The following is a 25809-nucleotide window of genomic DNA, read 5'->3' as shown; positions in this document are numbered from 1 at the left end:
ATCCGTAAGCCCGGCGCCTTGCGTGCCGTTAATCAGGCCGGAGAACCCTTTCCGGCCTGGCTTACACTGCAGTTGAGGGGAAACCATGGCCTATTTTATCGATCGGCGTCTCAACGGTAAAAACAAGAGTGCGGTCAACCGGCAGCGCTTTCTGCGCCGTTATAAGTCGCAAATCAAGCAGTCGATTTCCGAGGCCATCAACAAGCGTTCGGTAACCGATACAGAGAGTGGTGAGTCGGTGTCGATCCCGATTGATGACATCAATGAACCCGTATTTCATCAGGGTCGCGGCGGAAGCCGCCATCGTGTTCATCCCGGCAACGATCACTTTGTACAAAATGACCGTGTCGAGCGGCCTCAGGGCGGCGCGGGCGGCAGCGGCAGTGGTCAGGGCAACGCCAGCCAGGATGGTGAGGGGCAGGATGAGTTTGTCTTTCAGATATCGAAAGATGAGTATCTCGACTTACTGTTTGAAGACCTGGCGCTGCCGAACCTGCGCAAAAATCAGCATCGCCAGCTCAATGAGTTTAAAACGCACCGTGCCGGGTTTACCTCAAACGGCGTCCCGGCCAATATCAGCGTGGTACGCTCATTACAGAACTCGCTCGCCCGGCGTACGGCTATGACAGCAGGCAAGCGCCGTATGCTGCATGAGCTGGAAGCTGCCCTGCATGAAGTTGAAAACAGCGAGCCGGCCCAGCTGCTTGAAGAGGATCGACTGCGTCATGAGATTGCTGAACTGCGCGCGCGTATCGAACGGGTGCCGTTTATTGACACCTTCGATCTGCGCTACAAAAACTTTGAAAAACGTCCTGAACCCTCCAGTCAGGCGGTGATGTTCTGCCTGATGGACGTCTCAGGCTCTATGGATCAGGCCACCAAAGATATGGCCAAACGGTTCTATATTCTGCTTTACCTGTTCCTGAGTCGTACCTATAAAAACGTTGAAGTGGTGTATATCCGTCACCATACGCAGGCAAAAGAGGTGGATGAACAGGAGTTCTTCTACTCGCAGGAAACCGGCGGCACCATTGTTTCCAGCGCGCTGAAGCTGATGGATGAGGTGGTCAAAGAACGTTATGACCCGTCCCAGTGGAATATTTATGCGGCGCAGGCATCAGACGGAGATAACTGGGCAGATGATTCGCCGCTATGCCACGAGATCCTGGCGAAGCATATTTTGCCGGTGGTACGCTATTACAGCTATATCGAGATCACCCGGCGGGCCCACCAGACTCTGTGGCGCGAATATGAACACTTACAGGCTATGTTTGACAATTTTGCTATCCAGCATATTCGTGAACCTGAAGATATCTACCCGGTATTCCGGGAGCTTTTCCACAAGCAGGCTGCCGAGGCCTGAATCGTAAGCCGGTCACTGACCGGCTTTTTTATATCTGATTACGACCTGTTTACCCGCAAAACGACCCGCCTGTTGCAGGATTTTCCTGTTTAATGTCATCATAGCTCGCATAAACAAAAAACAGGAAATTAAGCGCTGACAAGCCGTTGATAAGGCATTATCTTTTGAACTTATTTGTACGAATTGTTCGTGCTTGTCAGTTTTGCCCCGGTTGCAGGAGAATGCTATTGAATACCAGCATGATTTACAGTCTTTTTATTATTGGTTCCGTGCTGGTCGCTGCAAGCATTTTACTGAGCTCATTTTCCTCGCGTCTTGGCATCCCCATTCTGGTGATCTTTCTCGCGCTCGGTATGCTGACCGGTGTGGATGGCATCGGCGGTATCGCCTTCGATAACTACCCGGTAGCCTATCTGGTCTCCAACCTTGCGCTGGCGGTTATTCTGCTGGACGGCGGCATGCGCACGAAAGCCAGCTCGCTGAAAGTCGCGCTCGGTCCGGCGCTGTCGCTGGCAACAGTCGGCGTCATGATCACCGCCGGCCTGACCGGTTTGATTGCAGCCTGGCTGTTTAAACTCGACCTGATGCAGGGATTTTTGATTGGCGCCATTATCGGCTCAACGGACGCAGCAGCGGTTTTTTCTCTGCTGGGTGATAAAGGCCTCAACGAACGCGTCAGCTCTACGCTGGAGATTGAATCGGGCAGCAACGACCCGATGGCGGTATTTCTGACTATCACGCTGATTGATATGATCCAGCAGGGTCAGAGCGGCCTGAGCTGGATGTTTGTGGTACATCTGGTACAGCAGTTTGGTCTGGGCATCGTCTTTGGCCTCGGCGGCGGGTGGGCGCTGCAGCAGCTGGTTAACCGTATCAGCCTGGCTCAGGGGCTTTATCCGCTGCTGGCGCTTAGCGGTGGCATTATCGTATTCGCGCTGACCACGGTGATGGAGGGCAGCGGGATCCTCGCGGTCTATCTGTGTGGCTTTTTACTGGGCAACAGCCCTATCCGCAATCGCCACGGCATTCTGCAAACGTTTGATGGCATGGCCTGGCTCAGCCAGATCGGCATGTTTATTGTGCTGGGGCTGCTGGTGACGCCATCCGATTTGTGGCACATCGCCCTGCCGGCCATGATCCTCTCACTCTGGCTGATTCTGGTGGCCCGCCCGCTTTCGGTACTGGTCGGACTGCTGCCTTTCAAAGGATTCACCGGTCGGGAACGTATTTTTATCAGCTGGGTCGGCCTGCGCGGCGCCGTGCCGATCATCCTGGCCGTGTTTCCGATGATGGCGGGACTGGAGAATGCCAGACTCTATTTTAATATCGCTTTCTTTGTGGTGCTGGTATCACTGATGCTGCAGGGAACGTCGCTGGGTTACGCAGCGAAACGCGCCAGAGTGGTTGTTCCGCCGCTCGCCTCGCCTGTCAGCCGTATCGGGCTTGATATCCATCCGGAAAATCCGTGGGAGCAGTTTGTCTACCAGCTCAATGCCGACAAATGGTGTGTGGGCGCGGCGCTGCGCGATCTCAAAATGCCGCGTGAAACGCGCATTGCGGCGCTGTTCCGCGATAACACGCTGATGCATCCCAGCGGCGCTACCCGGCTAAAAGAGGGTGATGTACTGTGCGTCATAGGCCGCGAGCGCGATTTACCGGCGCTGGGTAAAATGTTCAGTCAGACGCCGCCGGTGGCCCTTGACCAGCGCTTTTTCGGCGACTTTATTCTCGACGCTGATGCACGCCTGCGGGACGTGGCACAGATTTATGGCCTGGAGCTGGATGATGAAACCAGCGATCAACAGTCGCTGGGGCAGCTGGTGATGAGCCTGCTCGGCAGCACGCCGGTGGTAGGTGACCAGGTGGAGTGGAAGCAGCTGACCTGGACCGTCGCGGAAAAAGAGGATAATAAAATCATGAAAGTCGGCGTGCGCGTCAGCGAAGAGCGAGAATAATCTGAGGTTTTAGCGCCCCTGAAGCGGTCAGCAGCGACTATGATTTTACTTATCAGTCAGCAAACGGGAGCAAAAAATGGGAACGGTAGTCAAAATTGGTCGCTATGAAATTGTTGATGCGGAGATGGGAGGCGATAAACCTTATACCGTCTCTATCCCCTGCCAGACTAACCCGGGCCTGAGCTATCAGCTTGATGGCTGGGATCATGAGACCAGCGTGCCGGCGTGGATTGATGGCGAGCCTGTCGATTTGAAAATTGGCCACTACGATAAAGAGCAGGATCGCTGGGTACTCAATCGCCCCGCCTGATCTCACCACACCGTCATGCCTGCGTATGGCGGTGATTCCTAAAAATTGCTGAAAAAAAACGCTGTTTTTGTCCTCTTTTTCATCACCATCTCTCTGTTTTCAATAACATAGCTGATAGTCCCTCAGGTCAATAATTTCCTTTTAAGAGTAATTCCATATTAACTCCGTCAGATTCCTCTTGCATACTCGTAAACGTTGCTGCTGTTTTCGTGACTTGTATCACGTCTTATCCGGCCCTTGCCGTGCAGCGCTTGAGTGATCACTAATGGTTAGTGTGCTGATAACAAACGTTATTTTTCCTGTCAGCCATTAACCCTGAGCGCGTACTTGATTCTGGTCAGGCCATCTTTTACTTAAGAAAAGAGAGCGGGTGTTATGGCAAGTACAATTGTAATGAATGACGCAAGCCGCTCATGGAGCGGCCTGCGCAAAAATCTCATTGCTAAAGTCGCATTAAGTCTTTCCGATCTTATTGCACTTAATCTGGCGCTGTTTTTATCCGCGGCTACCGTCCAGGGGATTTGGGGAGAGCTGGACAGCTTTATTCCGCCGCAGCAGATTGAGTACCGGTTTATCGCGCAGCTTGGCCTCTCGGTACTCTGCACCGCCTGGTTCTGGGTCCGGATGCGGCACTACACCTACCGCAAACCTTTCTGGTTTGAGCTGAAAGAAGTGGTTAAAACGCTGTTTGTTTTTTCACTGCTGGATCTGGCGCTGATTGCCTTTTCAAAATGGGACTTTTCACGCATGGTCTGGGTGTTCAGCTGGAGCTGGGCGCTGCTGCTGCTGCCGCTGATGCGCGCAATGGTAAAACGGGCGATCAGCCGTGCAGGACAGTGGCAGAAAGAGACCATTATCATCGGCTCAGGCAAAAATGCCCTGGAAGCCTATGCCGCGCTGCAGAGTGAAGAGATCCTTGGTTATAACGTGCAGGCGTTTATCTCACTGGATGATGAAAACACCCCGGATAAACTCAACGGCGTGCCGGTTATCACCCGCAAGGATATTAACTGGCAGACCATGGATCGCGATAACACGCAGTTTATCGTGGCGACCGAATATGAACAGCAGGCGGTGCGCGATCACTGGCTGAAGTTTCTCTCCAGAATGAAATGCCGCTCTGTCTCAGTGATCCCGACGCTGCGTGGCGTACCGCTTTACGGTACCGATATGTCATTTATCTTCAGTCATGAAGTGATGATTCTGCGCGTCAGCAATAATCTGGCCAAGCGCTCATCGCGCTTCCTGAAGCGCACCTTTGATATTGTGGTAGCGTCGCTGCTGCTGCTGTTTCTCGCACCGATATTTGGCCTGCTCTGCTGGATGGTGAAACGCGATGGCGGTAACGCTATCTACGGTCATGAGCGCGTAGGTCAGGATGGCGCAAAGTTTAAATGCCTGAAGTTTCGCTCTATGGTTACCAATTCGCAGGACGTCCTGCAGGCGCTGCTGGCCACCAGCGAAGAGGCGCGGGCCGAATGGGATCGTGACTTTAAGCTGAAAAACGATCCGCGCGTTACCCGCATCGGCGGCTTCCTGCGTAAAACCAGCCTCGATGAGCTGCCGCAGCTCTGGAACGTGATCCGCGGAGAGATGAGCCTGGTGGGGCCGCGTCCGGTTATCGAAGCTGAACTGGAGCGCTATGCCGGTGACGTTGATTACTACCTGATGGCCAAACCAGGTATGACCGGTTTATGGCAGGTAAGCGGTCGTAATGATATCGATTATGACACCCGCGTCTATTTTGATTCCTGGTATGTAAAAAACTGGGCGCTGTGGACCGATATTGCCATTCTGTTTAAAACCGCTGGCGTGGTACTGCGCCGCGACGGTGCCTACTGACCGCTCTCTGTGCGATGCCTGCCTTCCGGCAGGCATCGCCTTTTCACTTTAGCGCTTTCTTTTTATCCGCAGACTCATTACCCTTCTCGCCTGTTTAACAGGACGTTTCTGGTTCTTCATGCAAAAATTTACGCTTATTCTGCTGAGTCTGGTGCTGCTGGCTCCGCTCGGTATTGATCTCTACCTGCCTGTTCTGCCGCAGATTGCCGATGGCCTTAACGCCCCGGTGAGCCTGATCCAGCTTACCATCCCGCTGTTCCTGCTGGTGATGGGCATAGGTCAGCTGGTGACGGGTCCGCTGGTGGACAACTTTGGCCGCAAGCCCGTGGCGCTGGCTGGCCTGCTGCTCTATATCGTGGGCAGCGCCGTTGCGGCAACCGCCACGCTCTGGCCGGTATTTTTCCTGGCCCGCATTATTCAGGGCTGCGGCGTCTGCTGCAGCGCGGTGGTGGCATTCAGCGGCGTACGCGATCGCCTGAGCGGCGATGAGGCGGCACGCGCTTACGGATTTCTGAATGGCGCGCTAAACATCGTTCCGGCTCTGGCACCGCTGCTGGGCGGCCTTCTGGCGGAAGCCTATGGCTGGCGTGCACCTTTCTGGTTCCTGTGCAGCTATGCGCTGGCGATTGGCCTGCTGGTGATCGTGGCCTTACCGGAAACCCGGCCGGCGGATACGCTGCGGGTGAAGGGATTGCCGCTGGCGCAATATGGCGCGATTCTGCGCCAGCCGCGCTTTCTCGCTTTTGCGTTTGCCAATGCAGGCGCGCTGGGCATGGTGCTGACCTACGTTTCTCTGGCTCCGCATGTGCTGATGACTGAAGGCGGCCTGACGCCGCTGCAATTCTCATTTGCCTTTGGGGCCAACGGCTTCTGGATCATGCTGGTCAGCGCCTTTGTGAATAAAACGATCCGCAAAGCGGGCCGGCCATTTTGTCTGGCGATGGGCTTTATTACGATGCTGCTGGGGGCAATACTGCTGCTGGCGGGCGCTCACCTTCTGCCTGCTGAATGGCAGCCTCACTGGGCGCTCTATATGATCCCTGTGGCGGTCTCGGTGGCAGGCCTTGCCTTTACCGTTGGCCCGGCCACCAGCTATGCGCTGGAACCCTATCAGCAGCAGGCGGGTGTAGCCGCAGCGCTGCAGGGCTTTATTCAGATGGCGGGAGGCGCTGGCGGCAGCATGCTGATTGTTGCCCTGCCGGTCGCGGAAAAATCGTCACTGGCCCTGATGATGCTGACTGGGGCAGCGCTGGCACTGATTGCCTGGCGCTGCAGCCGTAAAATACGCGGCAGCGTGACCGCGCTTAAATAACCTCAACCGGCACGCGCGGGGCAAGCGCGCACATCAGCTCGTACCCGACCGTGCCGGCCGCTGCAGCAACGTCATCAATCTTCACGTCATTACCCCACAGCTCAACGGCGGTGCCGATACCCGCCTGCGGACAGGGTTCGAGATCGATCATCATCATATCCATCGACACCGTTCCCAGGGTGCGGGTGCGTACGCCGCCAACGGATACCGGTGTGCCGGTAGGTGCATGGCGCGGATAACCATCTGCATAGCCGCAGGCCACAATACCAATCCGCTGCGCTCCGCTGGCCCGGTAGCGATAGCCGTAGCCGACGCCGTCGCCCGCTGTCAGCTGCTGCACGCCGATAATTTCACTGCTCAGCGTCATAGCTGGCTGCAGCCCGGTACCGGCGATATCCTGCCAGCGACCGCTGGGTGAGGCGCCATACAGCACGATGCCGGGGCGAACCCAGTCATAATGCGTAAGCGGGTGCCACAACGTGGCGGCGGAGTTAGCGAGCGAACGCGGACAGTTCAGGCCTTCAGCTGCCTGCTCAATGCGTTGCAGTGGCCCGGCTACCCCCTCGGGATTATCGGCATCAGCGAAATGTGCCATCAGCGTGATCTCACCTACCCCCGGCAGCGCACGCAGTTTTTGCCAGGCGTTATGCACCTGTTCAGGGCGAAAACCGAGCCGGTTCATACCGCTGTTCATTTTCAGGTAAACATCCACGGGAGCAGAGAGCTGTGCGGTCGCCAGCGCTTTGATTTGCCAGTTACTGTGCACGCTGGTGGTCAGCCGGTAGCGATCGATAAGCTTCAGATCTTCTGCGTGGAAAAAACCTTCCAGCAGCAGAATCGGTTTTTTCCATCCCTGCTCGCGCAGCAGAATAGCCTCTTCGAGATTGAGTAACGCAAAACCGTCGGTGCTCTCCAGCGCCTGCCAGACGCGGGCAATGCCGTGTCCGTAGGCGTTAGCTTTGACCACTGACCATACGTGTGACTGCGGCGCGGCCTGACGCACCACAGACAGATTATGACGCAGCGCCTGTCGGTTAACCGACGCGCGCACAGGACGTGACATAGTGTTAACTCTCCGTGAGTGTTAGCGTGCGATATCCGCGCGGCGTAAAGGCGATGCGTGCGAGGCAAAACCCGGCAGATAGCGCAATACAGAGAGATCGTCTGCGGCAATCGCGGGTTTCTGACCCGATACAATATCAGCCAGTAGCTGGCCGGAACCACAGGCCATGGTCCATCCCAGCGTACCGTGTCCGGTATTGAGATAGAGATTTGTCAGCGGGGTACGTCCCACAATTGGCGTACCGTCTGGCGTCATCGGACGCAGCCCCGTCCAGAAAGAGGCCTGTTCGGTAAACCCGCCTTCAGGATAGAGATCGCGCACCACCATCTCCAGCGTTTCCCGCCGTGCCGGCAACAGTTTGGTGTTAAAACCAACAATTTCAGCCATGCCGCCTACCCGGATACGGTTATCAAAGCGGGTCACAGCGACTTTATAGGTCTCATCAAGGATCGTAGAGCGTGGCGCAGCGTCAGCATCTTTTACCGGAATAGTCAGCGAATAGCCTTTCAGCGGATAAACCGGAATGGCGAGGATATCTTTCAGCAGCGCGGTCGAATAGGAGCCAAATGCCACGACGTAAGCATCCGCTTTAATCACTTCATCTCCGCACTTCACACCATAGATGCGGTTGCCTTCACGCAGTAACCGATCAACCGGCGTATTGAAGCGAAACGTGACGCCTGCCGCCATAGCCATTTCTGCCAGGCGTTGGGTAAAGAGCTGACAATCACCGGTTTCATCATTAGGCAACCGCAGGCCACCGGTCAGCTTGTGCGCGGTAGCTGCCAGCGCCGGCTCGGCACGCTGCAGCTCATGAGCCTGCAGCAGCTCATAGGGCACGCCCGCCTCTTTCAACACGGCGATATCTTTACTGGCGCTGTCGAACTGCTGTTGAGTACGAAACAGCTGCAGCGTTCCGCCCTGCCGCTCTTCATAGGCAATTCCGGTTTCCGCCCGCAGCGTTTTCAGGCAGTCGCGACTGTATTCAGCGATACGTACCATGCGGGCTTTGTTTTCCTGATAGTGGCGCATATCGCAATTACGCAGCATCTGCCACATCCACTCAAGCTGAAACCGGCTGCCGTCTGGCCGCATAGCCAGCGGTGCGTGGCGCTGAAACATCCATTTAATCGCTTTCAGCGGCACGCCAGGCGCGGCCCACGGCGCCGCATAGCCAGGCGAGATCTGACCGGCGTTACCGGCACTGGTTTCCAGCGCGGCGGCAGGCTGTCGATCGATGACGGTAACCTCATGTCCGGCCTGCGCCAGATACCAGGCACTTGCCACTCCCACCACCCCACTACCCAGAATCACGACACGCATAGGCCCCTCGAGACAAAAGCATAATTAACTGGTATGAGCACCTGAGTCAGAATAATCAGGCTGCTCTGTTTATCTTAGAATTGACCCGGCTATTTCACATCTTTTTTAACATTCTGCACACTTAAATCCTTCCTGATAGCAAAGATCAGAGTTTTACCGCTTCTGAAGCGCTGACCGGAGCGCTTTGTCAGAAAAAAATCAGGGCTTTTTCCCTTTTTCAGCAGAATCACCCGCTGCTGCCTGACCGCTGTTTTTTCAGTTTATTATTCTGCGTTTTTATTTTCAGCCGGATTAATATCTCACAGCATAGTTGGATCGCGCTATCCGGATGATTTTCTGCCAAAAGAATTCGTTTGAGTTCCGTTATCGGATGCGAGACAGTGAACTATCCTTGATCTGTTCGCTCAGTTTTTGGGCGCTCTTTCTCAGGACGAAGCCTTCACCCGTGTGGCAGGGTCTTCCTGCCGCCTGCAAAACAGAGGTGCGCTATGACGACAATGTTTGACGAGCCAACCCGCAGCAGTAAACGACTCAGTGACGGGCCCGACTGGACATTTGAACTGCTTGATGTCTACCTGGCTGAAATCGACCGCGTGGCGAAAAGCTACGGGCTTGATACCTACCCGCATCAGATTGAAGTTATTACGTCCGAACAGATGATGGATGCCTACTCCAGCGTGGGGATGCCGATCAATTATGCGCACTGGTCATTCGGTAAAAAGTTTATTGAAACCGAGCAGCGTTATAAGCATGGGCAGCAGGGGCTCGCCTATGAGATCGTCATCAATTCTAATCCCTGTATCGCCTATCTGATGGAAGAGAATACGATGACCATGCAGGCGCTGGTGATGGCTCACGCCTGCTATGGACACAACTCTTTCTTTAAAAATAACTATCTGTTCCGCAGCTGGACGGATGCAAGTTCAATCGTCGATTATCTGCTGTTTGCGCGTAACTATATTGCTGACTGTGAGGAGCGCTTTGGTGTCGAAGAGGTTGAGCGCCTGGTTGACTCCTGCCACGCCCTGATGAACTACGGCGTTGACCGTTATAAGCGCCCGCAGAAAATTTCACTGCAGGAGGAGAAAGCGCGGCAAAAGAGTCGTGAAGAGTATCTGCAGAGTCAGGTAAACACACTATGGCGTACGCTGCCGCGTAAAGAGAAAGAGGCGTCGCACATAGAAGCCGCGCGCTATCCCTCTGAGCCGCAGGAGAATCTGCTCTACTTTATGGAAAAAAATGCCCCTTTACTGGAGCCGTGGCAGCGCGAAGTGCTGCGCATCGTGCGTAAAGTAAGCCAGTATTTCTATCCGCAGAAACAGACGCAGGTGATGAATGAGGGCTGGGCAACCTTCTGGCACTACACGATCCTCAATCATCTCTATGACGAGGGCAAAGTATCAGAACGTTTTATGATGGAGTTTTTGCACAGTCATACCAACGTTATCTATCAGCCGCCTTATAACAGCCAGTGGTATAACGGTATTAACCCCTATGCCCTGGGATTTGCTATGTTCCAGGATATCAAACGCATCTGTCAGTCACCGACAGAAGAAGATCGCCACTGGTTCCCCGATATTGCCGGCTCCGACTGGCTTAAAACGCTGCATTTTGCGATGCGCGAGTTTAAAGATGAGAGCTTTATCAGTCAGTTCCTGTCGCCGAAAGTGATGCGCGATTTCCGTCTGTTCACCGTGATGGATGACGATCGCAATAACTATCTGGAAATTGCGGCGATTCATGATGAGGCTGGCTATCGCGCCATCCGTCAGCAGCTCTCTGCCCAGTATAATCTCAGCAATCTGGAACCCAATATTCAGGTCTATAACGTGGATCTGCGCGGCGATCGATCGCTGACGCTGCGCTATGTTCCTCAGCAGCGTGCGCCGCTGGATAAAAGCCGGCGCGATGTGCTGAAACATGTTCACCGGCTCTGGGGATTTGATATTCATCTGGAGCAGCAGAACGAAGATGGCAGTATAGAACTGCTTGACCGCTGTCCGCCGCGTGCGCCCGGACTCTGAGCATAAAAAACCGGACTGAAGAGTCCGGTTTTCTTTAGCGCTTGTTGCCGAGATCGTCTGGCAGATTTTTCTGCATACTGTGCCAGATCTCCCCGCTGCGGCGTCCATACATACGCACGCACTCAACCACCTGCTCCTGCGTCGGCTGCTGCGAACACATATCCGCCAGCTGCTGATAAAAGCTGCGTGCCAGCTCGCGCGCTTCAGGATTGGAAAAATAGTGGCGTCCAACCCGCGTATAGAGCCCTTTCAGTCCGTTGAGGATCAGACCGTAAATCGGATTGCCGGAAGCAAACGCCAGACCGCGGAATACCCGGTAATCAAGCTCAGCATAGGCATCCGCCTGATCCTGCTCATGCAGCGCGCTCTCCAGCACTTCGCGGGCTTTTTCCGGATGGTGACGCAGCGCACGGCTGATAAAAATAGAGGCGATGTTGCTGCGAACTGAGAGCAGATTATCAATCAGCTGCGGCACGCTGTCGTGATCGAGCCGGGCCAGCGTCTCAAGGATGTTGAGGCCGGAGGTTTCCCAGAAATCATTTACGCGCGTCGGCTTGCCGTGCTGGATAGTGAGCCAGCCATCACGCGCCAGACGCTGCAGCACTTCGCGCAGGGTGGTGCGGGTAACGCCAATCAGTTCAGACAATTCACGTTCAGCAGGCAGAATCGACCCGGGGGGAAAACGACTGTTCCAGATACTCTCAATTATGTACTCTTCTGCGAATCCTGCAGGGCTCTGCGCCTTGATAACCATAGCGTTACGTTCTCATTGCGTTCTTAATCGTCATTACACTCATCATACCAGAGGGGCTATAGCGGAAATAGTCTGCCGGCGGATTAAAAGCATGGCCTGGCGCAAATTTCAGCATGCGGGCTGAATGCTTTCACCTGGTCCGTACCGGGCAAGCGGCTGGCGGGTCAGACAACCTGCCACATAAACGATCTGCGTCATTTTTATCGCTGAATTCCTGTTTGCAGGCTGGCAGCGTCAGGCTTTTGGTTTACACTGCCAGGCACTGATAGCTAAGGGAAATCCACTATGTTGCGATATCTGAATCTCTGCTCGCGCGGGCGTGGCGCCTGGCTGCTGCTGGCATTGACCGCGCTGGCGCTGGAGCTGGTGGCGCTGTTCTTCCAGCACGGTATGGGGCTTAAGCCCTGCGTGATGTGTATCTACGAGCGGTGTGCGCTGTTTGGCGTAATGGCGGCAGGCGTGGTGGGCGCTATTGCGCCGCAGACTCCGCTGCGCTGGGCCAGCCTGGCCATCTGGATCTACAGCGCCGCTGAGGGCCTGCGCTTATCCTGGGAGCATACCATGCTGCAGCTGCACCCTAACCCGTTTGTCACCTGCGACTTTGCCGCACGCTTTCCGGCATGGCTGCCGCTGGACAAATGGCTGCCCGCGGTATTTGTTGCCAGCGGCGACTGCGCTGAGCGCGGCTGGACGCTCCTCGGCTGGAGCATGCCGCAGTGGATGATCGCCATTTTTGCCGCCTACCTGCTGGTGGCGATAGTGGTACTTGTTGCTCAGATATTCAGGCCGCGTCAGCGCAACCTGTTTGGCCGCTGAGGGACGCAGAATCAGCCATTCCGATCGGGTCGGTCAATAATGTGATCTTCCCAGTCGCGTACTTCACTTTCGCGTACAGCGATGTAGCGCACCGAGATCCGCTGGGCATGCATCGCTTTTTTTGATCCCGCCAGCAGCGGATGCCAGGCGGGCAGCGCTTTGCCTTCGCCAAGCAGCCGGTAGGCGCAGGTGCGCGGCAGCCAGTTAAAAGTTGTGAGGTTTTCACGCGTGAGCTTGATACAATCTTCTTCATACTCAAACCGGCGTTCGTAGTTGCGGCACTGGCAGGTTTTAATATTCAGCTGGTTGCAGGCGACATTGGTGAAATAGATCTCATCCGTATCGGCGTCCTGCAGCTTATTCAGACAGCACTGTCCGCAGCCGTCACACAGCGATTCCCACTCAGCGTCGTCCATTTGTTCCAGACGTTTGGTCTGCCAGAAAGGTTGGTCACTCATCATTGCGGTCCGGGTTGTTCAGCAAAACCGCACCTTATAAAGGTTAAGATGCGGTGATGCAAGTATTACAGCACGCGCGTGCTGATACCGTGACCCGCCAGCGATATCTCAAGTTTATCCCCTGAGCGCAGCGGGCCTACGCCCTCTGGCGTGCCGGTCAGGATCACATCGCCCGCGCGCAGCGTAAAAAACTGGCTCATATAGGCGATGAGCGGCTTGATTTTGTGGATCATATCGGACGTAGAACCATGCTGACGCCGCTCTCCGTTCACCACCAGCTGCAGCTCGCTGTTTTGCGGATCGCCCGTGTACTCACCGACCGGAATAAAGCCGGAAAGCGGACAGGCGTTGTCGAACCCTTTCGCGCGCTCCCAGGGCTGACCCGCTTTTTTGAACCCCGCCTGCAGATCGCGCAGCGTAAGGTCCAGCGCTACGCCGTAACCCGCAATCGCTTTTGCCACATGCTCTTCGCTGGCCTGCTTTAACGTGGCGCCGATCAGGACAGCGAGTTCCACTTCATGATGTACGTCGCCTGACGCGGTCGGGATAGAGAGCGGCTGCCGCAAATCGCATAAGGCTGTCTCAGGTTTGATAAACAGCACCGGCTCATCCGGCGTTGCGCTTCCCATTTCTTTAATATGTTTTGCATAATTACTGCCTACGCATACCACTTTGCTGACCGGAAAATCCAGCAGAGCACCCTGCCAGTTACGATGCTGATACATATTTTTCACCTGCCTGAGTTATGTCTGCGCTCTGTCGGGATGACAGAGGCTCTGTGAGTAGCGGCCGGAACGGGGCGCCAGTAAAGATAATATTAACGGTTATCGCGACAGGTGTAACAGAAATTGTCAAAAGAGATTTATCTTTCTTACGACGGCGGGCAAACAAATATTAATTGCCCACGACAGGATGGAACATGGGCAATTAATTAATCACTGAACACTGAATATATTTACAGGCTATATTTTTTACAGATGAATCTGAATTAAACTTCTTTACCCTGCTCAAGATGGACGTTGAGCAAACTTTCTACAGGCGGCGGGATCTGCAAATAAAAACCCTGCTCGCGCAGTCCCTGCTTTACCTTTTCAATGTCGGCGTTGGCCAGTCTCTCACGCTTGTCCAGCGACAGCACCATCGCTAACTGCGGCTTGCCAAAACCTTTAAGCAGCGCTTCCGGCACGCGGGAGAAATCGTCCTTTTTTTCTACATAAAGATAAGTCTGGTCGCGTTGCGGGCTTCTATAGATCACACAAAACATATTTTTTACTCGAATTAACTGTTAGCGTCACTTGCCTGAATATTACAGTAACTATAACATGCTTGCAGAACTTCGAATATTGACCCGATGATGTTAATGGCGATTTTATCGACGTTCATCTCCGGGTCAAAAAAAACAGGACTGAGCCAGGACAGATGCCGCAATCGCCAATCGAATTCAAGGGAAGCAGTTTTACCCTGTCAGTTGTTCATCTGCACCATTCACAACCCGATGTGATTCGTCAGGCGCTGCAGGAGAAGATCGATCAGGCGCCGGCCTTTTTACAGAACGCTCCGGTCGTCCTGAACATCTCAGCGCTATCCGGAGATATTAACTGGAAGCAGATGCAGCAGGCGATCAGCGCCACCGGGCTGCGTATCGTTGGCGTCAGCGGTTGCAAAGATGACGCCCAGAAAAAAATGGTGGCCCGCGCGGGCTTACCGGTGCTCTCTGAAGGCAAAGAGAACCGCAAAACGGCTGAAGCGCCGCCTGCGGAAGAAGCTGCTGCACCCGCTGTTGTTACCGAGAGCATTAACAAAACGCGCGTGGTGAATACGCCAGTGCGTTCCGGTCAGCAGATTTATGCCCGTAACGCCGACCTGATTGTGACCAGCAGCGTTAGCGCCGGAGCAGAACTGGTTGCCGATGGCAATATACATATTTACGGCATGATGCGCGGCCGGGCGCTGGCAGGCGCCAGTGGCGATCGTGACTGCCAGATTTTTTGTACTCACCTTGCCGCTGAGCTGGTCTCAATCGCCGGTGAGTACTGGATCATGGATCAGATTCCGGCGGAATTTTTTGGTAAAGCGGCGCGCCTCTGTCTGAAAGAGGGCGCGCTTACCATCCAGACACTTAATTAGGCCCCTTTTCTTTCGTTAAGGAAATCAACATTTATGGCACGCATTATTGTAGTAACATCGGGCAAAGGGGGCGTTGGCAAGACCACGTCAAGCGCGGCCATCGCGACAGGGTTAGCGCAAAAGGGCAAAAAAACCGTTGTTATCGACTTCGATATCGGTCTGCGTAATCTCGATTTGATTATGGGCTGTGAACGTCGCGTCGTGTATGACTTTGTGAATGTTATTCAGGGTGATGCCACCCTGAATCAGGCGCTGATCCGCGATAAACGCACCGAGCAGCTCTACATTCTGCCGGCATCACAGACGCGTGATAAAGACGCTCTGACGCGCGAAGGCGTAGAGAAAGTGCTGAACGATTTAGCCGCTATGGAGTTCGATTTTATCGTCTGTGACTCCCCGGCGGGTATCGAAACCGGCGCGCTGATGGCGCTTTACTTCGCTGATGAAGCGATCATCACAACCAACCCGGAAGTCTCATCCGTACGCGACTCTGACCGTATTCTGGGCATTATCTCCTCTAAATCGCGCCGTGCTGAAAACAGCCAGGACCCGGTCAAAGAGCATCTGCTGCTGACCCGTTACAACCCAGGCCGTGTGACCCGTGGCGATATGCTCAGCATGGAAGATGTGCTGGAAATCCTGCGTATTCCGCTGGTCGGTGTTATTCCGGAAGATCAGTCTGTGCTGCGCGCCTCAAACCAGGGCGAACCGGTGATCCTCGACATCAATTCTGACGCCGGTAAAGCTTATGCTGATACCGTAGAACGCCTGCTTGGCGAAGAACGCCCCTTCCGCTTTATTGAAGAAGAGAAGAAGGGTTTCCTGAAACGCCTGTTCGGGGGATAACCAATGGCCTTACTCGATTTCTTTTTATCCCGTAAAAAGAGCACAGCCAATATAGCCAAGGAGCGGCTGCAGATCATCGTTGCTGAACGCAGGAGGGGCGACAGTGAGCCCCACTATTTGCCTCAGCTTAAACGCGATATCCTGGAAGTGATCTGCAAATATGTCAAAATCGATCCCGATATGGTGACAGTACAGCTCGATCAGAAAGGCGACGATATTTCGATTCTGGAGCTGAACGTGACGCTGCCGGAAACGGAAGACGCGCCGAAATGAGTGTAGCGGATCGCAGCGTTTCCCCTGCGTAATAGCGCAGGGGAAAACAGCGCGCTTAAAGTGCCTGCAGAATCTTGTCGATTCCCGGCTTCAGCAGCTCGCCACGCCAGCCGTTCAGCAGTTCGGGTGGACGGTTTGCTGATTTCAGCCCCCAGAACACGCTGAGAACCTGATTAATCTGACGGCGTGAAGCCAGCAGTTCCTGACCATATCCCGTCTCTTCGCTTACCTGCTGTACCAGCGCTTTAATCGCTTTAAAGACCTGCTTATAGTGCGGATGCTCAATAAGATTGGGCAGCGGTGCCGGTAGCGTTGCCTCATCCTGTGCCTGCGCCTCAGCGACCTGATCAATCATCGCTTTACCGTGAAAACGGATTTCATGGCCGTTGAGTCCAAGGTGATCCAGTTCACCGAGGCTGCCGGGCAGATAGCGAGCGACCTTCCACAAATTTTCTTCACGTACCACAAAATTAACCGCCATATCTTTCTGACGCGCGACCTTCAGGCGCCAGGCCGCCAGGCGCTGCAGTGCGGCCAGCTGGCGCGGACGCAGCTGCCAGGCGTTGGTAATATCGCGCCATGCCTCTTCAGGCTGCAATATATCGAGCCGGCGCTGACACAGCATGTCGCACTCGCTCAGGGCGGCCTTCATGTTGCCGGCGGCTTCAGTCTGCGCCATCAGCTCACGGGCAATAGGCAGCAGGTAGGCGACATCCGCTGCGGCATACTGGCGCTGACGCTCGGTCAGCGGGCGCGCAAGCCAGTCGGTGCGGGCCTCACTTTTATCCAGTTCAATCTGGTTAAAGTGATTAACCATCGCTGCAAATCCCCAGGAGAGCGGCTGGCCGGAAAAGGCGGCCAGAATCTGCGTATCGATCATCGGCTGCGGCAGGCAACCAAAGCGATGCAGAAAGACTTCCAGATCTTCGCCTCCGGCGTGCAGGAATTTAGTCACCTGCGTATCCTGCAGCAGGGCGATAAACGGCGTCCAGTCACCAATCGGCAGTGGATCGATCAGAACCAGCTGTTCGCCATCAAACAGCTGAATCAGCCCGAGCTGAGGATAGTAGGTCCGGGTACGTACAAATTCAGTATCCAGAGCAACAGCATCATGCTGGCGAGCCAGGCGGCACACGTCAGCCAGCTGGTGGTCTTGGTCGATCAGGGTGTAATTCACGTATTTATTCCCGCTGCGCAAACCCCGCGCAGCGCTCCATGTTAAAAACAATAAAAACGCCGGTCGTAGCCGGCGTTAACCTGGGGAAGCATGGCGACACTACTGCCCTTCCCGCTTCGCCTCATCGCGCAGTTCGCGGCGTAAAATTTTGCCCACGTTTGTCTTTGGCAGCTCTTCACGAAACTCGATAATTTTCGGCACCTTGTAGCCGGTCAGCTGACGACGGCAGTGATCCAGCACCTCTTCTTTAGTCAGCCCGGGATCCTTTTTAACGATACAGACCTTCACCGCTTCACCCGAGAGTTCGCTTGGCACGCCAATCGCTGCAGCTTCACGAATTTTTGGATGCTGCATCAGCACATCTTCAATTTCGTTAGGATAGACGTTGAAGCCGGATACCAGAATCATATCTTTTTTACGATCGACAATCCGGATAAACCCTTCACTGTCCACGGTAACAATATCGCCGGTATGCAGCCAGCCATTTTTCAGCACTTCCAGCGTGGCATCAGGACGCTGCCAGTAGCCCGCCATCACCTGCGGGCCGCGGATACAGAGCTCACCCGGCTCACCCGGCGTCACATCATTATCCTGATCGTCAATAACCCGGATATCAGTAGAGGGCACCGGCAGGCCGATACTGCCGGTATGGCAGGTAATATCGTAAGGGTTAACCGATACCAGCGGGGAGCATTCGGTGAGGCCGTAGCCTTCAAGCAGGTAATGCCCGGTAAGCTTTTCCCAGCGCTCCGCTACCGCTTTCTGAACCGACATGCCTCCGCCAGCGGAGAGCCGCAGCGTGGAGAAATCGAGTTTATTAAAGTTTTCATCATTCAGCAGCGCATTGAACAGCGTGTTTACGCCGGTAATGGCGGTAAAAGGAAACTTAGCCAGCTCTTTAACGAATCCGGGTATGTCGCGCGGATTGGTAATCAGCAGATTAGTGCCGCCCAGATCGAGGAACAGCAGACAGTTAACCGTCAGCGCAAAAATATGGTAGAGCGGCAGCGCCGTTACCACCTGCTCCTGCCCGGCGCGCAGCAGTTTGCCGTAGGTGGCTTTTGTCTGCTCCAGGTTTGCCTGCATGTTGCCATGGGTGAGCATCGCGCCTTTGGCGACGCCGGTGGTGCCCCCGGTATACTGCAGAAATGCCAGATCGTCATTGCTGAGCGCCGGACGCTGATAAGCCATGCGTGCGCCCTGCTGCAGCGCATGCCGCAGCGGTACAGCTCCGGGCAAATGGTATTTCGGCACCAGCTTTTTGACATATTTGACCACAAAGTTCACCAGCGTCGCTTTGACCGGTGCCAGGTGATCGCCCATCCGCGTCAGCATCACGTGCTTTACCGCCGTCTCTGCCACAACTTTTTCCAGCGTGTGAGCAAAATTGGAAACGATAACAATGGCGCTGGCACCGCTGTCATTGAGCTGATGTTTCAGCTCGCGCGGGGTATAGAGCGGGTTAACATTTACCACCACCATACCGGCACGCAGTACGCCAAACAACGCCACCGGATACTGCAGCAGATTAGGCATCATCAGCGCCACGCGATCGCCCTGCTGCAGTCCCAGCCCCTGCTGCAGCCAGGCGGCAAAGTCGCGGCTCTGCGCGTCGAGCTGGCGATAGGTCAGCGGCTGCCCCATATTGATAAAGGCAACGTTGTCGGCATAGTGCAACACCGCATGTTCAAAGAGATCGACCAGAGAGGGATAACGGTCGGCATTTATTTCTGCTGGCACATCTGGCGGATAGCGTTTCAGCCAAACTTTGGTCAAAGAGTCACCCCGATATTCTTGTTGCGTAGCCATCGCCGCCTCTGCAATCAGTGTTATTAACAATACTTTAACTGATTGTACCAGTTTGCCGGTTACGGCATTTTCAGGTTGCGAAGCCCATCACTAAATTTCGCGCGCCGGTTACGCGCCCAATAAAAAAGCCCGGCTGCGTGCACCGCAACCGGGCCGGAAAAGTATGTGGCGGCTACTCGGTCAGAATAGTCTGTACCTGAGCCGGCCCCCCCAGGTTCATCCCCCAGTAAGGGTTTGGCCCCCAGTAACCCGGATGATGCCGCGTCGGGCCATATCCGATCCAGGGATCGATTGGCTGCGGCGGCGTCATTACCTGCTGAGTCAGATGCCAGCGCTGATAGCCGCGCACATCAATCACAACAAAGTTATAACTGGCCTTGCCAATTTCACCTTTTTCGGTGCCTTTGATGGTACCCAGCACCGTAACATATTGGTTATTCACATCAACCGGATCGACAAATCCTTTGAGATCGGCATATATCCGTCCGATTGAGGCAGCCCCCAGCCGGGGCCGTGCGCTCTCATCCAGCGGCTGCGTGGCTATCTCCAGCCGCGTCAGTCCGTTGAGGTTTGTAACGCGAACCACTTTACCGCCAAAGCGTGACTCCTGCCCGGTATAGAGCTGAGGAGCATTCATCACGCGCAATAAATCCTGCTGCGGAAGCGCCGAGCTTCCTTTAATAGAATCGGGTACGCTGACGCAGCCGCTCAGCAGCAATACACACGCCAGTACGCCACCAGCGATTCCAGCACGATAACCTGGCATAAGCACATCTCCTGTAATTTTTAATTTAGACTGGAGGTGCAAAAATAAGTTGCGTGGCGGCTCAGCGTCCGGGCAACTTTTTCCACGCCACTTCGTTACGCAGATAAACCGGCTCTGCATGCTCAACCGCTACGGTGTCGCCTCGCTGCCACGCCTGCAGCGCCAGCGGCAGCATATCTTCAGCCGCGGGCAGCGTAACCGGGGTGGCCAGTAGCGTTGCGCCCGGCGTGGTCATCAGCTCAGGCCATGCCTGCCAGCCGGTACCTGCGGTCGCCCATTCGCCGCTCAGCGCCGCGATGCGAGCGGCGGCAGCCTCAGGCTTCAGCACCGCTTCGCTGTCGGCGCCGTGCCAGTGACCCGCATCATCGCGCTGATATTCAGCCCAGTAGACTTCACCCATGCGTGCATCAATCGCCACCAGCACACGAGTGGCACCGGTCAGCCGCCAGGCCCCCTGCGCCATCGTTGCCAGCGAAGAGACGCCAATCATGGGTAAGTTTGCGCCCAGCGCCAGCCCCTGCGCAATGCCAATACCAATGCGAACGCCGGTAAAACTACCCGGCCCGCGCCCAAACGCCAGCGCATCCAGCGCGGTCAGGTCCAGCTGCTGCGCCTGCAGCAGCGACTGCACCAGCGGCAGAATGCGCTGCGTGTGATCGCGCGGAGCAATTTCAAAACGGGCATCGAGCTGCTGCTGATTCAGCAGCGCGGCAGAACAGGCTTCTGTCGCCGTGTCCAGTGCTAAAATTCGGGCGGACATAACAACCTCAGAGAATCAAAATGGCGCGCATCTTATCACAAAGCGGCATAAATTAGTGTTCCTCAGCCTGCCGGACAAAGTCGATCGCACGCGCCAGATCGCGGGTCCGCGGCGTGGGTGGCAGGCTGTTGAGAAAGAGTTCGCCGTAGGGGCGGGAGACCAGACGCTGATCGCAAATCACCAGTACGCCGCGATCGGCGGTGTCGCGGATCAAACGCCCCACCCCCTGTTTGAGGGTGATTACTGCATCCGGCAGCTGCACATCACTGAACGGATCGCCGCCGCGCAGCCGGCAATCCTCCATGCGCGCCTTCAGCAGCGGATCGTCTGGCGAGGTAAACGGCAGTTTATCAATAATGACCAGCGACAGGGCATCGCCGCGCACGTCGACACCTTCCCAGAAGCTGCTGGTGGCAACCAGCAGCGCATTACCCGCCTCCAGGAACTGCTTCAGCAGCTGCCCTTTGCTGGTCTCGCCCTGCAGCAGCACCGGCAGAGTCATTGATGCACGAAACTCGGCCGCCAGCTCACGCATCATCTTGTGTGAGGTGCAGAGAAAAAAGCAGCGTCCTTTATTGGCATCAATCAGCGGCTTCATCATCCGCGCCAGCTGCCGGGCCCCGCCAGGCGCATTTGGCTCCGGCATGTTGCGCGGCACGCACAGGAGCGCCTGCCGGGCGTAGTCAAACGGACTGTCGAGGATCAGCGTCTGCGCCTGCTCAACCCCGAGCCGACTGGCGAAATGCCCGACCTGTTCATTCACCGCCAGCGTGGCGGACGTAAACACCCAGGCCGCTTTACGCGTATCCATCACTTCGCGAAAGCGCTCCGCAACTGAAAGCGGCGTCAGCGCCAGCGTAAAATGCCGGCTGGTACATTCATACCAGTAGCTGAAACCGGGTTCGCTGATGGCACGTAAACGCTTCAGGCGGGTGCGATAGAGCGCCGCGCGCTCAAAGGCCGCGTCAAGCAGCGCTGAGCGTCCCAGGGAGAGTTTAATGACGTCGTAACAGAGTTCCAGCGCATCATCCAGCAGAGTAAACATGCGCATGACGTTGTTATCACTGAGCAGATCGCGCAGATTACCGCGAAAGCCGGGTTCGCCAAGCGTCAGGCGAAAATCCTGCGCACACTGCGCCAGACGATCGGCAGATTTCTGCAGCTGCTGCACATCACGCACCTCGGTGCGATAGGCAAGAATGATATCTTTGGCGAGATCCTGCAGCTGACGGCTGGAGAGCTGCTGGCCAAAGTACTGGCTGGCGATGTCGGGCAGCTGATGTGCCTCATCGAAGATCATTACGTCCGCTTCCGGGATCAGCTCGCCAAACCCGCCCTCTTTGACCACCAGGTCAGCCAGAAACAGATGATGGTTGACCACCACAACGTCAGCATCCATCGCTTTTTTACGCGCTTTTACGACAAAACACTCTTTATAGAGCGGGCAGTCGCTGCCAAGACAGTTGTCATTGGTGCTGGTGACGTAAGGCCAGACAGGGCTATCTTCAGCGACACCGGCGCAGTTGCTGATATCGCCATCTTTGGTTTCCGATGACCAGCTGCGCACGTGGATAAGATCGCCCAGCGCCTGTACGGTAAGATCGCCGCCGCTCTGGTTTTGCTGCTCCATACGTTCGAGACAAAGATAGTTAGAGCGGCCTTTCAGCAGCGCAGTTTTTCCGCTGAATTTGAGCGCCCGGGCAATGGTGGGCAAATCGCGATTGTAGAGCTGATCCTGCAGCGCTTTGGAGCCGGTAGAGACAATGACTTTCTTTTTTGCGCGCAGTGCAGGCGCCAGATAGGCGTAGGTTTTACCGGTTCCGGTGCCCGCCTCCACCACCAGCTCACCGCCGTGCGTTACCGCTGCCGTGACCGCCTGTGCCATCTCATGCTGGGCCGCACGCGGTTTAAAACCCGGAATTGCCTGCGCTAACGCGCCATCTGCTGCAAAATCGTCTGCCACACATCCTCACCTGTAACCTGAAAAACACTGTGATTATGTCAGGATTCCGCAGACGCGACCACAACAGATGACATCGCAGCCCGGTTATGCCAGGCTGGCGCAGCAAAAAACAGAGGAGAACAGCATGTCTATTACGCGTATCGATCCCGAACATCGTATGTCCGAAGCCGTAATACACGACAATACGATCTACTACACCAGCGTCCCGGAAAATCTGGATGCCGATGCGGAGGCGCAGACGGCCGACGCGCTGGCAGTTATCGATCGTATTCTGACGCGTGCCGGATCGGACAAGAGCAATATTCTCGACGCCACGATTTTTTTGGTGGATAAAGCGGATTTTGCGGCGATGAATCGCGCCTGGGACGCATGGGTATCACCGGGCAACGCGCCGGTACGCTGCACCGTACAGGCCGGACTGATGAACCCGAAATATAAAGTAGAAATAAAAATTATCGCCGCACGTTAAGCGGCACGGGCACTATTCGTTTTCATCTTCATCTTCGAAGCGTGCCCGAATCGCCTCACCGGTAAAGGTCTCACGAATTTCCTGCGCCACCTGCGCAATCGCCTGGCCGCTGGCCATGCCGCCCGCCATCAGTTCCTGAATTCGCTCAACCGCCTGCTGCTGCTGCTCATGAGATAGTGCCGGAAGCCCTGTAAACATACGTTACTCCAGATTAAATCGGACGGGCATTATCCCACGCGGAACAAACAGGTGCCAGTGGCAAAAAAATATGCCAGGCTACGCCTCTGCCTGTTGAATGCTGCTGAACCCATGATCGCGAAAACCCTCACGCTTACCTATAGTCCCGATGCACTGCTGAACCGCTTTGCCACGCTGGCGCATCGCCCGTGGGCCATGCTGCTGACCTCAGGTCAGGCCGATCACGCCGATAACCGCTTTGATATTCTGACCGCCGATCCGCGCATCACGCTCATCACGCGCGGCGGGTATACCGAAACCGATGATGGCACCGGCATTCAGCGCTCTGAGGAGGATCCGCTACAGCTGCTGCAGCGGCAGATTGACCGGCTGGGCCTGCAGCCCGCCTCCCATCCCGATCTGCCTTTTCAGGGCGGTGCGCTGGGCCTGTTTGGCTACGATCTCGGCCGCCGGTTTGAACAGCTGCCGGCGGTGGCGCAGCAGGATCTGCAGACGCCTGATATGGCAGTGGGCCTTTATGACTGGGCGCTGATTGCCGATCATCACCTGCAGCGGCTTACGCTGGTCTCTCTCAGCGATGCTGACGCGCGCTGGCGCTGGCTGCAGGCGCAGGCGGTTCCGCTGCCGCGTGCGTTTCACTTAACCAGCGCGTGGCGCTCTGACCTGACGCGCGAAGCCTATGCAGCACGCTTCAATGCTGTACAGGCGTATATTCAGGCAGGTGACTGCTATCAGGTCAATCTTGCTCAGCGTTTCGAGGCGCGCTATAGCGGGGATGAGTGGCAGGCGTTTCTGCGCCTTACGCGCGCCAATCGCGCGCCCTTTAGCGCCTTTCTGCGTCTGCCGGACAGCGCGCTGCTCAGCCTGTCGCCGGAACGTTTTCTCTCTCTGCAGCAAAACGTTATTGAAACGCGTCCGATCAAAGGCACGCTGCCGCGTCTGGCCGATGCAGAGGCCGATCGTCTGCAGGCGGAAAAGCTGGCGCACTCCGCGAAAGATCGTGCGGAGAATCTGATGATTGTTGATCTGATGCGTAATGATATTGGTCGGGTGGCTGAACCCGGCAGCGTGAGCGTGCCTGAGCTGTTTGTGGTTGAACCCTTTCCGGCAGTGCATCATCTGGTGAGCACCGTGCGGGCCCGTCTGCCCGACAGGCTGCGCGCCACCGATCTGCTGCGCGCCTGCTTTCCAGGCGGCTCAATCACCGGAGCGCCAAAAATCCGTGCGATGGAGATTATCGAAGAGCTGGAGCCGCATCGTCGCAACGCCTGGTGCGGCAGCATAGGCTATATCAGCCTGTGTGGCCGTATGGACAGCAGTATTACCATTCGTACGCTGATCGCTGAAAACAATACCCTCTACTGCGCCGCCGGTGGCGGACTGGTGGCTGACAGCGATCTGCAATCTGAATATGAAGAGACCTTCCATAAGGTTAACCGCATTCTGCCCTGCCTCAGCGATGAGAAGTAATATGACTGCCGAACTCAGCCAGTTTCTGACGCGTTTTATGCTGCAGCCTCCGCCACCCGCACGCCTGCCGGCCCCTGCCGGACGTCATGCGGCAGTGCTGGTGCCGATTATCAACAGCGCCGAGCCGGCACTGCTGCTGACGCGGCGCTCGGCGCTGCTGCGTAAACATGCCGGCCAGGTCGCTTTTCCGGGCGGCATGCAGGATGCCAGCGATACGTCATTGATCGATACCGCGCTGCGTGAAGCGCAGGAAGAGATCGGGATCGATCCCCGTCAGGTGCAGATAGCCGGTGTACTGCCGGCGGTCACCAGCAGTACCGGTTTTGCCGTCACGCCGGTGGTGGGGATCCTGCCAGCCATGCCGCTCCGTCTGAACCCGGATGAAGTCGAAAGCGCCTTTACCATGCCGCTGCGTGAAGCACTGCATCTGGCCCGCTATCATCCGCTGACGTTATATCGCGGCCAGCGTCAGCACCGGATATGGCTCTCCTGGTATAACGATTATTTTATCTGGGGCATGACGGCCGGAATTATTCGTGCGCTTGGTCAGCAGATCGCGCTGCCCTGAATGCCGTGTGTAAACTCATAGCTGAAAAATCGATCCACTTCACAAAGGTATGGATTGATAACTATTTCTGCGGTTTATAATTAGATTATTTCATGCGAAAAGCTGTTCTTTCGCCCGCCGTGGCGATTACTATTAGCCGCAATTACGGCTCAGGCCGCAGAAC

At 55.7% G+C, this 25809-nt stretch carries 25 protein-coding genes; 13 read left to right on the top strand and 12 right to left on the bottom strand.

The genetic code is table 11. From position 1 onward, the window contains the following. The first annotated feature begins 85 nt into the window (after positions 1-85). The 5 genes from DBY66_RS00640 (at position 86) to DBY66_RS00620 (ending at position 6782) form a co-directional block, all read left to right on the top strand. Positions 86-1363: a YeaH/YhbH family protein gene (locus tag DBY66_RS00640; protein ID WP_039384703.1), complete on the top strand. Its 1278-nt coding sequence runs from the start codon at positions 86-88 to the stop codon at positions 1361-1363. Positions 1364-1590: 227 nt separating this feature from the next. Continuing rightward, positions 1591-3318, top strand: a complete 1728-nt coding sequence (locus DBY66_RS00635; protein WP_039384705.1) for a potassium/proton antiporter — start codon at positions 1591-1593, stop codon at positions 3316-3318. A gap of 76 nt (positions 3319-3394) precedes the next feature. Beyond that, the gene (locus DBY66_RS00630) at positions 3395-3628 is read left to right on the top strand and encodes a DUF1480 family protein (protein WP_108569371.1); all 234 of its coding nucleotides are present in this window, start codon (positions 3395-3397) and stop codon (positions 3626-3628) included. Positions 3629-4003: 375 nt separating this feature from the next. Then, positions 4004-5470, top strand: a complete 1467-nt coding sequence (wbaP, locus tag DBY66_RS00625) for an undecaprenyl-phosphate galactose phosphotransferase WbaP (RefSeq protein WP_039384708.1) — start codon at positions 4004-4006, stop codon at positions 5468-5470. 118 nt (positions 5471-5588) lie between these two features. Further along, complete coding sequence (locus DBY66_RS00620) at positions 5589-6782, top strand: multidrug effflux MFS transporter (protein ID WP_039384710.1); 1194 nt, start codon at positions 5589-5591, stop codon at positions 6780-6782. On the opposite strand, the gene dadX is transcribed toward DBY66_RS00620, so the two are convergent. Together dadX and DBY66_RS00610 are read right to left on the bottom strand one after the other, a co-directional pair. Continuing rightward, positions 6775-7845 (bottom strand): catabolic alanine racemase DadX, encoded by a 1071-nt coding sequence (dadX, locus tag DBY66_RS00615; RefSeq protein WP_108569372.1) that lies wholly within the window; start codon positions 7843-7845, stop codon positions 6775-6777. The genes DBY66_RS00620 and dadX overlap by 8 nt on opposite strands. A gap of 21 nt (positions 7846-7866) precedes the next feature. Next, the gene (locus DBY66_RS00610) at positions 7867-9168 is read right to left on the bottom strand and encodes a D-amino acid dehydrogenase (protein WP_108569373.1); all 1302 of its coding nucleotides are present in this window, start codon (positions 9166-9168) and stop codon (positions 7867-7869) included. A 488-nt stretch (positions 9169-9656) separates the two neighbouring features. On the opposite strand from DBY66_RS00610, the gene DBY66_RS00605 reads away from it, so the two are divergent. Further along, the gene (locus DBY66_RS00605; RefSeq protein ID WP_108569374.1) at positions 9657-11192 is read left to right on the top strand and encodes a SpoVR family protein; all 1536 of its coding nucleotides are present in this window, start codon (positions 9657-9659) and stop codon (positions 11190-11192) included. A gap of 34 nt (positions 11193-11226) precedes the next feature. On the opposite strand, the gene fadR is transcribed toward DBY66_RS00605, so the two are convergent. Next, the gene (gene fadR, locus DBY66_RS00600) at positions 11227-11946 is read right to left on the bottom strand and encodes a fatty acid metabolism transcriptional regulator FadR (RefSeq protein ID WP_108569375.1); all 720 of its coding nucleotides are present in this window, start codon (positions 11944-11946) and stop codon (positions 11227-11229) included. A gap of 285 nt (positions 11947-12231) precedes the next feature. On the opposite strand from fadR, the gene dsbB reads away from it, so the two are divergent. After that, entirely contained in the window at positions 12232-12762 is a 531-nt protein-coding gene (dsbB, locus tag DBY66_RS00595; protein ID WP_039384717.1) for a disulfide bond formation protein DsbB, read from the top strand. A gap of 11 nt (positions 12763-12773) precedes the next feature. On the opposite strand, the gene DBY66_RS00590 is transcribed toward dsbB, so the two are convergent. The 3 genes from DBY66_RS00590 to DBY66_RS00580 all read right to left on the bottom strand — a co-directional run bounded on the left by DBY66_RS00590 (position 12774) and on the right by DBY66_RS00580 (position 14484). Beyond that, positions 12774-13220 (bottom strand): YcgN family cysteine cluster protein, encoded by a 447-nt coding sequence (locus tag DBY66_RS00590; RefSeq protein WP_039384718.1) that lies wholly within the window; start codon positions 13218-13220, stop codon positions 12774-12776. A 65-nt stretch (positions 13221-13285) separates the two neighbouring features. Beyond that, on the bottom strand, positions 13286-13945 hold the full coding sequence (locus DBY66_RS00585) for a fumarylacetoacetate hydrolase family protein (protein WP_108569376.1): 660 nt from the start codon (positions 13943-13945) through the stop codon (positions 13286-13288). A 263-nt stretch (positions 13946-14208) separates the two neighbouring features. Continuing rightward, positions 14209-14484 (bottom strand): YcgL domain-containing protein, encoded by a 276-nt coding sequence (locus DBY66_RS00580; protein WP_039384721.1) that lies wholly within the window; start codon positions 14482-14484, stop codon positions 14209-14211. A gap of 155 nt (positions 14485-14639) precedes the next feature. Between DBY66_RS00580 and minC the strand changes: the two genes are divergently transcribed. From minC to minE, 3 genes are read left to right on the top strand one after another with little or no spacing between them, the layout of a single operon-like run. Continuing rightward, the gene (minC, locus tag DBY66_RS00575; RefSeq protein WP_039384722.1) at positions 14640-15347 is read left to right on the top strand and encodes a septum site-determining protein MinC; all 708 of its coding nucleotides are present in this window, start codon (positions 14640-14642) and stop codon (positions 15345-15347) included. Between the two features lie 33 nt (positions 15348-15380). Beyond that, complete coding sequence (gene minD / locus DBY66_RS00570) at positions 15381-16193, top strand: septum site-determining protein MinD (protein WP_039384727.1); 813 nt, start codon at positions 15381-15383, stop codon at positions 16191-16193. A gap of 3 nt (positions 16194-16196) precedes the next feature. After that, complete coding sequence (gene minE / locus DBY66_RS00565) at positions 16197-16466, top strand: cell division topological specificity factor MinE (protein WP_039384731.1); 270 nt, start codon at positions 16197-16199, stop codon at positions 16464-16466. A gap of 55 nt (positions 16467-16521) precedes the next feature. On the opposite strand, the gene rnd is transcribed toward minE, so the two are convergent. The 5 genes from rnd to DBY66_RS00540 all read right to left on the bottom strand — a co-directional run bounded on the left by rnd (position 16522) and on the right by DBY66_RS00540 (position 22941). Next, positions 16522-17643, bottom strand: a complete 1122-nt coding sequence (gene rnd, locus DBY66_RS00560; protein WP_108569421.1) for a ribonuclease D — start codon at positions 17641-17643, stop codon at positions 16522-16524. 99 nt (positions 17644-17742) lie between these two features. Then, on the bottom strand, positions 17743-19419 hold the full coding sequence (gene fadD / locus DBY66_RS00555; protein WP_139239674.1) for a long-chain-fatty-acid--CoA ligase FadD: 1677 nt from the start codon (positions 19417-19419) through the stop codon (positions 17743-17745). Positions 19420-19624: 205 nt separating this feature from the next. Further along, positions 19625-20218 (bottom strand): Slp family lipoprotein, encoded by a 594-nt coding sequence (locus DBY66_RS00550; RefSeq protein ID WP_071668868.1) that lies wholly within the window; start codon positions 20216-20218, stop codon positions 19625-19627. A 61-nt stretch (positions 20219-20279) separates the two neighbouring features. Next, a complete protein-coding gene (gene tsaB, locus DBY66_RS00545) occupies positions 20280-20978 on the bottom strand; it encodes a tRNA (adenosine(37)-N6)-threonylcarbamoyltransferase complex dimerization subunit type 1 TsaB (RefSeq protein WP_108569377.1) in 699 nt (232 codons plus the stop codon). 52 nt (positions 20979-21030) lie between these two features. Next, on the bottom strand, positions 21031-22941 hold the full coding sequence (locus tag DBY66_RS00540) for an ATP-dependent DNA helicase (RefSeq protein ID WP_039384744.1): 1911 nt from the start codon (positions 22939-22941) through the stop codon (positions 21031-21033). Positions 22942-23065: 124 nt separating this feature from the next. Between DBY66_RS00540 and DBY66_RS00535 the strand changes: the two genes are divergently transcribed. Then, positions 23066-23410 carry a RidA family protein gene (locus tag DBY66_RS00535; RefSeq protein ID WP_108569422.1) on the top strand — a complete coding sequence of 115 codons (345 nt, stop codon included), beginning with the start codon at positions 23066-23068 and terminating at the stop codon, positions 23408-23410. 12 nt (positions 23411-23422) lie between these two features. On the opposite strand, the gene DBY66_RS00530 is transcribed toward DBY66_RS00535, so the two are convergent. Then, positions 23423-23608, bottom strand: coding sequence for a YoaH family protein (locus tag DBY66_RS00530; RefSeq protein WP_039384746.1), 186 nt, complete (start codon positions 23606-23608; stop codon positions 23423-23425). Between the two features lie 111 nt (positions 23609-23719). On the opposite strand from DBY66_RS00530, the gene pabB reads away from it, so the two are divergent. Together pabB and DBY66_RS00520 are read left to right on the top strand one after the other, a co-directional pair. After that, positions 23720-25078 carry an aminodeoxychorismate synthase component 1 gene (gene pabB, locus DBY66_RS00525; RefSeq protein WP_108569378.1) on the top strand — a complete coding sequence of 453 codons (1359 nt, stop codon included), beginning with the start codon at positions 23720-23722 and terminating at the stop codon, positions 25076-25078. Between the two features lies 1 nt (position 25079). Beyond that, complete coding sequence (locus tag DBY66_RS00520) at positions 25080-25646, top strand: CoA pyrophosphatase (RefSeq protein WP_039384751.1); 567 nt, start codon at positions 25080-25082, stop codon at positions 25644-25646. Positions 25647-25809 lie beyond the last annotated feature (163 nt).

Origin of the sequence: Pantoea sp. RIT413, assembly GCF_003057675.2 — a bacterium.
GTDB lineage: Bacteria > Pseudomonadota > Gammaproteobacteria > Enterobacterales > Enterobacteriaceae > Pantoea > Pantoea eucrina.
Note: the sequence above shows the minus strand (reverse complement) of the source record. Positions and strands in the feature narration are given on the sequence as shown.